General features: G+C 69.4%; 10 protein-coding genes. 6 read left to right on the forward strand and 4 right to left on the reverse strand.

All coding sequences use genetic code 11. From position 1 onward, the window contains the following. Positions 1-13 precede the first annotated feature (13 nt). Positions 14-712: a ferritin-like domain-containing protein gene (locus A3CE_RS0135610; protein ID WP_020644878.1), complete on the forward strand. Its 699-nt coding sequence runs from the start codon at positions 14-16 to the stop codon at positions 710-712. Here A3CE_RS0135610 and A3CE_RS0135615 read toward each other — a convergent pair. Next, positions 702-2714 carry a prolyl oligopeptidase family serine peptidase gene (locus A3CE_RS0135615; protein ID WP_020644879.1) on the reverse strand — a complete coding sequence of 671 codons (2013 nt, stop codon included), beginning with the start codon at positions 2712-2714 and terminating at the stop codon, positions 702-704. The genes A3CE_RS0135610 and A3CE_RS0135615 overlap by 11 nt on opposite strands. A gap of 112 nt (positions 2715-2826) precedes the next feature. Between A3CE_RS0135615 and A3CE_RS0135620 the strand changes: the two genes are divergently transcribed. Continuing rightward, positions 2827-3807 (forward strand): neutral zinc metallopeptidase, encoded by a 981-nt coding sequence (locus A3CE_RS0135620; RefSeq protein ID WP_026469179.1) that lies wholly within the window; start codon positions 2827-2829, stop codon positions 3805-3807. Here the strand turns inward: A3CE_RS0135620 and A3CE_RS0135625 are convergent. Further along, entirely contained in the window at positions 3800-4372 is a 573-nt protein-coding gene (locus A3CE_RS0135625; protein WP_020644881.1) for a TIGR03086 family metal-binding protein, read from the reverse strand. The genes A3CE_RS0135620 and A3CE_RS0135625 overlap by 8 nt on opposite strands. A gap of 82 nt (positions 4373-4454) precedes the next feature. On the opposite strand from A3CE_RS0135625, the gene pdxR reads away from it, so the two are divergent. The 3 genes from pdxR to A3CE_RS0135640 all read left to right on the forward strand — a co-directional run bounded on the left by pdxR (position 4455) and on the right by A3CE_RS0135640 (position 6910). Then, entirely contained in the window at positions 4455-5870 is a 1416-nt protein-coding gene (pdxR, locus tag A3CE_RS0135630; protein WP_020644882.1) for a MocR-like pyridoxine biosynthesis transcription factor PdxR, read from the forward strand. After that, positions 5867-6376 carry a hypothetical protein gene (locus A3CE_RS0135635; RefSeq protein WP_020644883.1) on the forward strand — a complete coding sequence of 170 codons (510 nt, stop codon included), beginning with the start codon at positions 5867-5869 and terminating at the stop codon, positions 6374-6376. Before pdxR ends, A3CE_RS0135635 begins: the two co-directional genes overlap by 4 nt. 102 nt (positions 6377-6478) lie before the next feature. Continuing rightward, positions 6479-6910, forward strand: coding sequence for a CBS domain-containing protein (locus A3CE_RS0135640; RefSeq protein WP_020644884.1), 432 nt, complete (start codon positions 6479-6481; stop codon positions 6908-6910). 60 nt (positions 6911-6970) lie between these two features. Here A3CE_RS0135640 and A3CE_RS53700 read toward each other — a convergent pair whose 3' ends face one another. Next, entirely contained in the window at positions 6971-10528 is a 3558-nt protein-coding gene (locus tag A3CE_RS53700; protein WP_020644885.1) for a toll/interleukin-1 receptor domain-containing protein, read from the reverse strand. 234 nt (positions 10529-10762) lie between these two features. Here A3CE_RS53700 and A3CE_RS0135650 point away from each other — a divergent pair, with 234 nt between their 5' ends. Further along, positions 10763-11425, forward strand: a complete 663-nt coding sequence (locus A3CE_RS0135650; protein WP_043791268.1) for a sigma-70 RNA polymerase sigma factor region 4 domain-containing protein — start codon at positions 10763-10765, stop codon at positions 11423-11425. Here A3CE_RS0135650 and A3CE_RS0135655 read toward each other — a convergent pair. Continuing rightward, on the reverse strand, positions 11422-12648 hold the full coding sequence (locus tag A3CE_RS0135655) for a helix-turn-helix domain-containing protein (protein ID WP_020644887.1): 1227 nt from the start codon (positions 12646-12648) through the stop codon (positions 11422-11424). The genes A3CE_RS0135650 and A3CE_RS0135655 overlap by 4 nt on opposite strands. Between the last annotated feature and the right edge of the window lie 73 nt (positions 12649-12721).

A 12721-nucleotide genomic window follows, 5' to 3' on the forward strand; every position in this document is an offset into this window, starting at 1 on the left:
CATCATCGACGCGATGACCTACGCACGCTGGCTCCAGGACTTCGAAACCGAGGCCGAACGCCGACGCCGTCGCGAAGATCCGCCATGGTCGCGCGGGGCGCGCCTGCACCCCGCCCTCGTACGGAGCGTGCAGCGGTTCCAGGTCGGCGAGGCCGGCGATGGCGCCAATCTCGTCGCCAAGGCCGCCGGTGACGACACCTACCTCGCCGCCGTGAAGCTCTTCGTCGCCGAGGAGCAGAACCACGCGCGGATGCTCGCCGGACTGCTCGCCGCCGCGGGGGTGCCCACCATCGGCAAGCACTGGTCGGACACCGTCTTCGTCAAGCTGCGGCGGGCCCTGGGGCTGCGGCTCGAACTCATGGTGCTGCTCATCGCCGAGGTCGTGGCCCTGCGCTACTACCGCGCCCTGCGCGACGGCACGGACGACCCGCTCGTCACGCAGGTCGCGGCCTGGATCCTCGCCGACGAAGAGCGGCACGTGCCCTTCCACTGCCACCGGCTCCGGATCGGGTTCGAGAACGTCCCCGGGCCCGGGCGCGCCGCGGTGTTCGGCGGGTGGCGGGTGCTGCTGCTCGGCGTCGCGCTCACGGTCGCCGCCGACCACGGCCCGGCGTTGCGCGAGCTCGGCGTCGGACGGCTCGTGTTCGTCGCCGACGTCCTCACCGCCTTCGAGGCCGCCCTCGCGCGGATCCGCGGGCGCGTCACTTCGTGAGCTGCTCCCACAGGAACTCGAAGACCAGTGCCCACTTGAACGCCAGCTGCTCGTTGTCCGCCGCGGCGCCGTGGCCGCCTTCGATGTTCTCGTGGTAGCGGACGTCGTGGCCCTGCTCGCGCATCCGGGCCACCATCTTGCGGGCGTGGGCGGGGTGCACGCGGTCGTCGCGCGTCGACGTCACGAACAGCGACGGCGGGTAGTTGCGTCCACTGTGGACATTCTGGTACGGCGAATACGCGCCGATGTACGCCCACTCCGTGGCGTCGTCCGGGTCGCCGTACTCCGCCATCCACGACGCGCCGGCCAGCAGCAGATGGTAGCGGTGCATGTCCAGCAGCGGGACCTGGCTGACGATCGCCCCGAACCGGTCCGGGTAGCGCGTCAGCATGACGCCCATCAGCAGGCCGCCGTTGCTGCCGCCCTGGATCCCCAGCCGCGACGGCGTCGTGATGCCCCGCGAAACCAGGTCCGCGGCCACCGCGGCGAAGTCCTCGTACACGCGGTGCCGCTCGGCCTTGATCGCCTGGGTGTGCCAGCCGGGCCCGTACTCGCCGCCGCCGCGGATGTTCGCGACGACGTACGTGCCGCCGCGCGCGAGCCAGCCGCGGCCGATCATCCCGCTGTAGGACGGCGTCAGCGAGACCTCGAAGCCGCCGTAACCGGTCAGCAGCGTCGGGCCGCTCTCGGCGCCGGACGGCCGGACGACGAAGTACGGGATCTTCGTGCCGTCTTCCGACGTCGCGAAGTACTGCGCGACGCTCATGCCCGAAGCGTCGAAGAACGCCGGAGCCTGCTTCAGCACTTCGACCTCTTCGCCGACGTGGCCGTAGCTCAACGTGGACGGCTGAAGGAAGCTGCTGGAGTCGAGCAGGTACTCGTCGCTGACGTCGGGATCGGTGTCGAAGACGTCCGCGCTGCCGAACTCCGGCCCGCCCGCCAGCGGCTCCTCGTGCCAGCCGTCCGGACCCGGAGTCAGCGTGCGCAGCTCGCTGCGGACGTCGCGCAGCGTGCCGAGGAGCAGGTGGTTGCGCGTCCAGGCCCAGTACTCGAGCGAGGTGTGGTCGTCGGGCGTGAAGAGCGTGGTGAAGGACCGGTCGCCGGCCATGAAGGCGTCGAAACCGATGGCGATGAGCGAGCCCGCCGGGTGTTCCGTGCCGCCGACGGTCCACGCCGTCCGCGGCCGCACCAGCAGCCACTCGCGGTGCAGGGACGCGCTCGCGTCGTCCGGGACGTCGATCTTGACCAGCCCACCGGGCGTCCGCAGGTGCAGCTCCGAGCGGTAGAAGTCGATCGCGCGGCTGACGAAGTCGCGTTCGAAGCCTTCGGTCGGGTCGTGGGACGCGCCGATCGAGACGTCGTCCGGCTTGCCCTCGTAGACCGTGACGGCGTCGGCGAGCGGGGTGCCGCGGCGCCACTCCTTTGCCAGCCTCGGGTAGCCCGAGCTGGTCAGCGAGCCCGGGCCGAAGTCGGTGCCGAGGTAGACACGGTCGGCGTCGATCCAGCCGATCCGCGTCTTCGCCTCCGGCACCGTGAACCCGTCCTCGACGAACTCGTGCGCGTCGAGGTCGAACTCGCGGACCACCGTGGCGTCCGCGCCGCCGCGGGACAGCTCGACCAGGCCGCGCCGGTAGCCCGGCCGCAGCACGGTGGCGCCCTGCCAGACCCAGTTCTCGCCCTCGGCCTCGGCCAGCGCGTCGACGTCGAGCAGCAGCTCCCACTCGGGCTCGGCCTGCCGGTAGGACTCCAGCGTCGTCCGCCGCCACAGACCACGCGGGTGGCTCGCGTCCTGCCAGAAGTTGTAGAGGAACTCGCCGCGGCGGCGCACGTACGGGATCCGGTCGTCGGCGTCGAGCACCTGGCGAAGCTCGTCACGCAGCTCGGCGAAACGCGCGCCGGCGGTCAGCTCGGCCAGCGTTTCGTCGTTGCGGGCGCGCACCCAGCCGAGTGCGTCGTCGCCGGTCACGTCTTCGAGCCACAGGTAGGGATCCTCGACACTCATGCGTTCAGTCTCGCCTGGTCGAGGGCTCGGCGGCCACCCCGTGGCGTTTTCGTTTCGTGATCCCTGCCTCCCGGGGTGTCCGTATGCTGGTGCCACACAGCAGGGGGAGAACGTGAACGACGCCGAACCGCCATGGCCGGGGACGGCCCGGCCACCGGAACCCGCGTGGGTGCCGGAGCCGAATCCGTGGGCCCCGAACTGGGCCGCCGCCCCGCCCGTCCCGATCGCCCCGCCGCGCAGCCGGCTCTGGGGCGCCGTCGGCGGGGTGCTGGTCATCGTGGTGGCCTTTTCCCTGATCGCCGCCACCATCCCGCGCCGGGTCGACGGGCACGCCGTCGTCGCGCAGGGCGCCGACACCGGCCGCGCCTACGGCGGCTCGGACAAGAAGCCCCCGAAGGCCGTGCCGGAGCTGGCCCGCAACCCGCTGCTCGGCGCCGGCATCAGCCCCGGGCCCGCCACGTGCTCCCTGCCCGACCTCGGCCGGGCGCCCGAGCAGCTCAAGGCCTACTACGGCGCGCTCGCCGAATGCCTCGAGCAGTCGTGGCGCCCGGCGCTGGAGAAGGCGAACGAGCCGACGCTGACCGCGGCCATTTCGGTGACGCTGCCCGGCCACAGCGCCTGCGGCGAAGCGCCGACGGAGAACGAAGCCGTCGCCTACTACTGCGGTGGCGACACCACGATCTACGCCCCGACCGACTGGATGCTGTCGGACGCCGGGCTCAACAAGGCGCGGCACATCGCGACGATCGCCCATGAGTACGGCCACCACGTGCAGCGCGAGAGCGGCATCCTGTCCGCGGCGGCGGACAAGATGACCTCGCCGGACGAGCACAGCACGGCCGACAAGGAGGTCGTCCGCCGGATCGAGCTGCAGGCGAACTGCTTCGGCGCGCTGTTCCTGGCGGCCGTCGCCGGCTCGGGCTCGATCAGCCGTTCGCTGGCGAACGCCGCCGTCGCCGACTACGGCCGGGCCAACGACAGCGACACGCACGGTTCCCGCGAGCACCAGCTGTCCTGGGCGAAGGCGGGCTACGACAGCAAGGCCACGAAGGCGTGCGACACGTGGAGCGCCCAGGCCGGCGAGGTCACCTGACCGGCCCAGCCGGATCACGTCCGAGCAGGGCGAGGAACCGGTCGAGGTCGCTCGCGTCCGCCGGCACGTCGACGCGGCGCGCGAACGAGCCGTTGACCTCGCGGCCCTCGTCCGGGATGCGCTCGGCCAGCTTCAAGGCGACGCGGACGGCTTCGGCGTCCGGCTCGTAGGGCAGGTCGAGCGTGCGGGCCAGGTCCCAGCCGTGCGCGACGGTGTCGACCAGGTGCATGTGCGCCGCGATCGCACCGGGGAACGTGCCGAAGTGGTTGATGGTCAGCTTCCGGTCGAGCACGGCGTCGTCGGCGAAGGCGTCGAGGAAGTCGTCGACGGACGCCTGGTACGCGGCGTAGGCGTCGTCACCGAGGTCGCCGGCGTGCCAGTCCGGGGCCGAGCCGGCGCGGGCGGCGATCGCGAAGGCGTGGTTCTCACTGACCTGGTGGCGGAGCAGGTCGGCCAGGGTCCAGCCGGCGCACGGCGTGGGACGGGCGAGGTCGGTCGGTGTCGCGGCGGCGACGAGCTTGTCGAGGACGAGCAGGGTACGGCGGTCGAGTTCGCGGAGATCCATGCTTCGCACGCTAGGCAGCCGAGCGGACCACGAGAAGTGCCAAATCCTGCGCAACCTTCGTGGGCCAATCTAGACTGCGCGGGTGGAGATCCACATCGACCTGACCGGGACGCGCGGCCACCGCGACGCGATCTACCGGCAGCTCCGCGCGGCGATCCTGGACGGCCGCGTCCGGCCCGGCGAGGCGCTGCCGCCGACCCGTGAGCTCGCGCAGCGGCTGGCGGTCTCCCGGACGACGGTCAGCGCGGCCTACGACCGGCTCACCGCCGAGGGCTTCCTCGCCGGCCGCGTCGGCGCGGGCACGTTCGTCACGGCTTCCCCGGCAGGCCGCCCCGAGCCGTCGCCCGTCTCCGGCGTGCGGCCGCTGCCGGAATGGGACGCCGTCCCGCCGCCACCCGCGCCCTTCGCCCCGGCACCGGAGTTCGACTTCCGGCCCGGCGTCCCCGATCTCACGCTGTTCCCGTTCGACACCTGGCGCCGCCTCGTCACGCAGCGGTTGCGGGCGGGCCAGGCCGGCCTGATGACCTACGGCGACCCGCAGGGCCACGCACCGTTGCGGGAGGAGATCGCCCGGCACGCCGGGGTGTCGCGCGACGTGCGGGCGAGCGCGGCGCAGGTCGTCGTCACCGCCGGCGCCCAGCAGACGACCGACCTGGTCGCGCGGGTGCTGCTGCGGGCAGGCGACCTGGCCGCCGTCGAGAACCCCGGGTACCCGCCGCCGCGGCTGGTGCTCGGTGCGCGCGGTGTCCGCGTCGCGCCGGTGCCGGTGGACGCCGAAGGGATCGTCGTCGGCGCCATCCCGGCGGGGACGCGGCTGGTCTACGTGACGCCGTCGCACCAGTACCCGCTGGGCCTGCCGATGTCGCTGGAGCGCCGGCTCGAGCTGCTCGACTGGGCGGAGCGGAACGACGCGGTGCTCGTCGAGGACGACTACGACAGCGAGTTCCGCTACACCGGCAGGCCATTGGAGCCGTTGCACAGCTTGGATTCCCGGGGCCGCGTCGTGTACGTCGGGTCGTTCTCGAAGGTGCTCTCGCCCGCGCTGCGGCTCGGGTTCCTCGTCGCGCCGCTCTCGCTGGTGTCCGCTTTGGTCAAGGCCCGCTACCTGACGGACTGGCACGCCCCGAACGTCGAGCAGGCGGCCCTCGCGGCGTTCATGGCCGAAGGCGGCTTCGCGCGGCACGTCCGGCGGATGCGGAAGATCTACCGCGAGCGGCACGAAGTCCTGTCCGCGTCGCTCGCCCGGGACTTCGCGGATTTCCTGACGCCGCTGCCGTCGACCGCGGGCCTGCACCTGAGCGCGGTCTCGCCGGCCGACTGCGGCGGGCTCGTCCGCGCCGCGCGGCGTCGCGGCGTGCGGCTGTATTCGCTGGGCGACTTCGGCGTGGGGGAGGACCGGCGGCACGGGCTCGTCTTCGGCTACGGTTCGGTCACGGCCGAGCGGATCGGGCCGGGACTGGCCCGGCTGCGGGCGCTGGCGGACGAAGGAGCGGCATGACCGACGACGTGATGGTGGCGATCGACGCCGGTCTGCGGCAGCACATCGGCGGCGACCGCGCGGGCGCGTACGCGACCTTCACGACGTTGTGGGCCTCGATCGGCCCGGACGGTGACCCGCTGCACCGCGTCGCGCTGGCGCACCACATGGCGGACGTCTGCGACGACCCGGCGGAGGAGCTCGAGTGGGACCTGAGGGCCTTGGCAGCGGCCGATTCACTGACCGACTCGCGGGCCCAGGAGTACCACTCGTCGCTGGCGGTGCGCGGGTTCTACCCGTCGTTGCACCTCAACCTGGGCGAGGACTACCGCAAGCTCGGCGACCTGGCCGCGGCCCGCGAACAGCTCGCCCTGGCGCGCGTCCGCCTCGACGCTGTGACATCCGGGGCTTCGCCCCGGGCCGGGGGCTCCGCCACCCGGAACCCCCGAAAAGCCGCTCTGGGCGACGACGACTACGCCGCCGGGATCCGGCTCGCGGTGGAGGACCTGGCCGGACGTCTCGCCTGAATCGGTTTGAATACCACGAAGACGCCCCGTTTGCCGGACTTTCGCACTGGCCCGGGTGGCCCTAACCTGTGGTGATCCAGCTCACCGACGGGAAGGATCGCCATGCGGATTGCGGATCTGCTGCGCAAGAAGGGGTCGGCGGTCGCGACGGTCACCCCGGAGACCACGGTGACCACGCTGCTGGCCGGACTGGCCGAACACAACGTCGGAGCGATGGTGGTCGTCGCCCCGGACGGTTCGATCGCGGGAATCGTCTCGGAACGCGACGTGGTCCGCCGGCTGAACGAGCACGGCCCCGGCCTGCTCGACGGGCCGGTGTCGGAGATCATGACGAAACTGGTGGCCAGCTGCGGCCCGGACGACTCGGTGGACCAGCTGTCGGTCCTGATGACGGAACGCCGGATCCGCCACGTCCCGGTCCTCGTCGACGGACGGCTGGCCGGGATCATCTCCATCGGGGATGTCGTGAAGAACCGGATGGAACAGCTGGAGCAGAGCCAGGAACAGCTCCAGGCCTACATCTCGCAGGGTTGATCGTGTGGGGGGTCTGTGGCCGACGACGGCACCGTCGTCGGCCACAGACCCCCCACACGATCACGGCATCTGCGGGGCGGCCCTCTCACGGATGCTGAGGCGCGGATCGGCGGCCAGGATGTCCCGGATCGGTGCATGTTCCAGTCGGTCGGTGAGGGCATCGGCCAGGCTGGCTCGCACGATCCGGGCCGGGTCACGAGCCAACGACAATCCCGGCTCCGGCTCTGTCGGTGACTGGGCCCACAGGACTGCGGCGAGCGCCCGGACATGTTCGTTCATGTGGGTGGCCAGGAGATCGGGTGGCAAGTCGTCTGCCGAAGAATTCAGGACCAGCAGCGTCTGCACGATCTTCTTCACCTCGATCTCGTCCGGGCGAGCGAGCAGCCGAATCGCTTGCCTCCGGACCACGTTTCGTTCTTCTTCCGTATCCGCGAGGTACGCACACGCTCGAACTGCTGTATCGGTTGTGGTGTTCGGGCCGAAGTTGACTCGCATGAAACTCAGCGGGTGCTGCATTCCCACCATCATCAGGTCATGCCCGCTCAACGGCTGGTCGTCACCCATCAGCGGGAGCACCGCGTCGAATGCGCGCTTGCGTTCTTCGGAGGAGAGGTCCGGCGCGATGCCGGCAAGTTCGTCCAGAGTGTCCCGTCGGTTGGCGATCCCCTCGGCCGGGTCGAGGGCTTGGCGCAGCAAGGCCGCCACGAGCTCGGCCCTGAGCTCGTCGTCCAGCAGATCCGATGTGGCGACCAGCCAAGTGTTGTAACCCCAAATCGACATGACGCCCGGCTGCGGGCGCTCGCGATCGATGACCGCCCGCGCTGTCGCGGCCACGCGCTCGCGAATCCGGTCGGTCGCCACGCCGATTCTGACGAGGACGGACCGTGCCCATCGGTTTCCCGCCTCGGCCGGGCCGAGCAGGATGGCTTCGGCGCACTCCTTGTGTTTTTCCAGCAGCGACAGCCCGGAGCACAACGCTTTTCCGCCGAAGTCGTCGTTGAAGACGGCACCCTCCAGCAACTGCTGAACGGCCAACCCGGCCAAACCGGGGTGCCGTCCGGCGATGCCGATCAACAGCCGAGCGTGATCGGTGTCGGTATGTCGGCCCGTGCTTTCGTCGCGGGGAATCCACGGTTCTGTCGCGGTCAGGACGCGGCGAGCCTGAGACTCGTCCAACCGTGGACCGAGGGCCACGAGTGCCTTGGTCGCGCGCGTGACCAGGTGACTGAACAAGGTGGGGCGCGGACCGCGTCCCTCGATCAGGTCGAGCGCGACAGCGATCCAAGCAGCCGCGTCTTCCGCACCGAGGAGGTCGCCCACCACCGCCGCGACCTCGAGCGCTGCGCCGAGCTGGCCGGCAGTACTTTCGGCGACGCCGACCGGCCAGCGCAGCGCTGCTTCAGGCAGCTCGGCAGCGGCGAGCGAGGCGATTTTCCCGGCCTCCGCGCGAACCAGTTCTCGCAGGCCGGCGAGCGGCTCGTCGTTGTCTTTCAGCACCGAACCGAGGGTTTCGGAGGTCCCCATCTCTCCGACGAGGTCGCCTCGGACGCAGGCCTTCCATCGCCATTGCGTGAGCAGCCTGACCGCTTGCCGGCCCTTGCCCTCGGCGATGCTCCGGAGAGCTCGCTCTTCGAGTGTCGGGCTGCCCGGCAAGCGATGCGACCAGGTTCCGTTACGTAGGTGCTGCGCGAACGGATGCTCCGTGTCGCCGGTCGCGAAGAATGTGCCTTCGCGCACGCGAAGCGCCCTGAGCGCATAGAGCCAGTCGGCTGCCTCGTCGTTCATTCTCTCGGTAAGTGCCCGGGCGATCGCGTCCTGGTAGGTGCGGATCGCTCCAACGAAGTCGTCCGTGAAGGACAGGGAGCGCGCTTTGCGGGCGAGGATCCACGCTCGATGCTCAGGACCGAACTGCAGCGCCCGGTCGTGCAGTTCCGCCCACTCCCCGGTCACGTCCGCGACACACATGCTCAATCGTACTGCCAGGTCTTCTTCGCGTGATCCCCGCCGAGGAAGCGGAAGGGACAACGACGTCAACCGTTCGAGGCGCTGCTCGACCACCTCGGTTTCACCTTCCGCGATCGCGTGCTCCGCCAGGAAGACGGCCGCGTCGAGTAAGTGCGGATCATCCTGCCGCAGCGCGTCGAAAGGAGCCGCGAGCTGGTCACCGATTCCCGTGAGTCCGGTACAGACACGTTCCGCGGCTCGGGCGACGGCGAGGGCACGGCCGAACTTGCAGTCGTCGGCATGTCCCTCGTTCTGTCGCTCGAAGGGGGAAACATGCCCGATCGTGTCCCCGGTTTCATTCATCGACTTCCACATCAGGGTGAGGTGGACCGCCGCGCCCTCGTCGAGGAAGCCGGCCTGAAGCAAGGTTTGTGCCTGCTTCGCGCGGATGTCACGGGCATGCACGTCGAAGCCGGCCTCGCTGAGGACATCGGCCACCTTGCGGTACCCGGTGGCGGCACGGGCCGGATCCGTTTTCGCCATCGCGTCGGCCGTGACGTTGTCCTGCTCGACCCCGAGATGTCGTAAGGGTCCTTGGTTGACCGCGTTGGACAGGACTTCGCGTTCTGTCTTGGGCAACGGCTCCGCGTCCGAGGCGGGTCGGATGTGTGCTGAAAACCTGCTGCGGAACTCTGTCACCGAACGACAGATGATCGGGGCGTACGCCTGCGAGAACGCGGAGGTCGCGCCGGAGGCCTCGAATGCCGCGCGCACATCATCCTGCTGCAGGTGCGGAAGCCGCACCGGCTCCGAGTCCAGGCGGCGGCCTGGTCCCACCGGCAGCAGTACCCGGTGTCCTCGGGCAACGGCTCCTTTGATGTCGGGGTCCTTGTGCCAGGGAACCAGGACGCAGGACCGGGCTATGGCGATACACCGAGTCCACGCGTCCGCGTCGTGCACGAGGATCGTCCGCAGGCCATCCGGTGTGCTGTCGGTGAAGACCGCGGCGATGAAGGCCAGCGCGAGTTCTTCGGATTCACCCTGGATGACGGTGGCGCCGGCGACTTCACTCGCCGGTTTCCGAACGGTGCCGGCCTCCGCGGCGCGTCCGGCGAGCAGAACGCCGGCCGGAAGGGCCGGATCGGTGCGGCGAGACCATTCCTCCCACCAGGCGGCGAGCTCCTGTGTGCCTGGAAGACCGGTGGTTCCCAGCTCGGGAACGGTGTGGATCAGCTCGGTGACCACGCGCTCGATGTCCTGGGGCGAACTACGCCGGTTGACCGGGCGGTACTGGCGATCGAGCAAACCCCGGATGTCGGTGGGCAGGTGCTCGCGAACGGGCATGGGCGTGTCGACGAGGAGCGGCACGACTCGTTTTCCCGCGTCCAGCGCGAGCCGGATCTCCCGGCGAACCCAGTCGGTGGGCTCGTGCAGCTTTCGGCGGTTGGCTTCGTTGAGCCACCGTTCCCCGATGACCACGATCAGGACCGCGCACCGGGCGATCGCTCCTTCGATCTCCTCGGCGAACAAGCTTCCGGCCGCGGCTTCCTGAGATACGTGGAACACCTCGGATCGCCCGAACCTGGCCTTCAGTTGCTCAGCCAGGGCAGCCGCGAACGCTGCCTCGTCGCCGACTCGATAGTTCACGAAGACGGTTCCTTGGAACCCGCTCATCGGTTTCCTCCAAGAGCTCGATCGGTCGACTCATGGTCGATGCAACCGGCGGAAGGCCGCTACCTTACTGACCGGTCGGCAACGGGAAACACCTGCAGTCACCCGAAGGTCCGCGGAATCCTGGACGGAGGGTGTTCACTGGCTTCGGAGGAGTCCGCTGTGAGATCAAAATCCCGGTACCGGTCCTTGCGGGAGATTCAGTCCCGTTGTCTGGCGGCCATTTCCGCTTCAGGCGTGGAACTGGAGGGGTGGTTGCTCTCAGAGGATTTGCCGGACCGATCCCTGTCCTTGACTGAGCTCGTCGAACTGGCTCAGCTGTCTACGACATCGCCGGAGGCGAAGGCGGCAATCTGGGCTGAAGCCGTACGTCTCGCGCAGGCGGACCCCCAGCTCTGGCTCACGGTGATCGTGGCCTTGATGGCTCCGGAACTTTCCTTCACTGTCCGGCAGTTCGTCGACGAGAGCGGAGCAGAATCCGAAGACGTCGTGGGGGACCTCTTTCTCGGCGTCCTCGAGGCGCTGCGTGGCGTTGATCCTGGCATGAACAGGCTGCTCGGCCACCTCAAGCGCGTGGCGCGGGCCAGGGTGGCGAATCCTCTGGCCGGTCGCCCGTCCGGCTACGGCGCCGTACCGGCAGTGCGCGCAGTTCCGTTGGCGCCCCCGACCGGGCATGTCGATCTGGTGCTCGCGGATGCCGTCGCACACCATTTCCTTACTCGTGCCGAAGCGGAGCTCATTGCCCGGACATACATCGAAGGTCTCGCCCTGTCCGTCGTAGCTCGGGAACTCGGCTTCCCTCCGGGGCAAGGAGAATCGGCGCGGAGCCATGCCGCGCGCAAGCTGATCGAGTACGTCCAGCGGACTGGCGACTGGTCTGCTCGTCGGTGTCGGCATTAGCGGGCCGGATGGAGAGCCAGGCACAACGCCGGCTCCAGTGCCCGCACCGCGGGATGACTGTGCCACCGCCGGAGGGTTCTCGCCAGCCGGCCGATGTCGGAACGAATGGTCGCGGAGTCGATGCAGATTGCGTCGGCTACGACGGCACGCGTCAGCGAACAGGCTTGCTCCAGCTCTCCTGCGGCTGCGCATGCCAATGCTTGCCTGGCCCCGAAGCGCGTGCGAAGGCGGATGGCGCCGGGCAAGATCCGAGGTATCTCCCGGGCGAAGATCTCGCTGGAAGCGCGGGGACGTCCCAGGTCGTACAAACACCATCCGGTTACGACTCCGACCGGATCGAGTACGTGCGTGGTACCGATCACCGGACCTGGAGGTTGGTCGTCTGATGCCCTCGCGAGGAATTCGCGAGCCCGTTCGAGGGCCCGCATGCAGGCGTCGTGATCTCCGGCCAACGCGTGCCCTTGGGCTTCTCGCTGGGCGGCCAAGCCCAGAATACGTCGCGGAGTCCCGATCCTGGACTGTGCCTCGCGGGCGAGTGCCACGGTATCCGCGGCGTCACCTCGGTAGAGTGCGATCAGCCCGCGCCGCAGCAGAGCATAGCTCGCGACATGGCCATCGCCTGCGGCGGAGGCCACCTCGACGGCGCAGTCGGTCCACCAGACCGCCTTACGGTCGTCTCCGGATTCCTGGGCCATCCAACCCGCGTACTCCGCTACTCGCGCGGCCAAGGTCGCGACGGCGATCGGCGGCTTGTCTCCGCTCCCGCTCAGTAAGGCACGCAGTGCCTGCGCCTGTGCGGTTACCATCGGAAGTATCGTCGACGGAGGCGCGATCTGCCCCAGTTCGCGCACCGCCCCGAAAATCTCGAGGTGCTGCTCGAGCTGCTTTTCGACCGCGGCGGAGTCGTATCCGGTCTTCGTGAACCGCTGCGTGGGGAGGAGCGACAATGCATTCAGGAGTGGTTCGCGGCCGGGCGTGGGCAGTGGAACCAGTGCGGCCAGTATCCCCTCGGCTTCGAGTTCGGCGTCACATTGACGGGCGAACTGAACCGTGGGCGCTCGGATTCCGTTCTCGATCCTGCTGACGTGGCCCTTGCTGTAGTGCAGGAGGTGTGCGAACTGGCCGAGGCCTATTCCGCGGGCGAGACGAAGAGCACGGAGCCGGGCTCCGAAATCCTGCGGAAGATCGTCGGCGGCATCATCGGCTTCGATTCCGTTCGTCATCGTCGTCCTCCGCGCGAGCGTGAGTTGAGCGTTCGCATGGTAGGGGAGAACGACACCGCACCGGTTCGGGTAA

Source organism: Amycolatopsis balhimycina FH 1894 (assembly GCF_000384295.1).
Lineage (GTDB): Bacteria > Actinomycetota > Actinomycetes > Mycobacteriales > Pseudonocardiaceae > Amycolatopsis > Amycolatopsis balhimycina.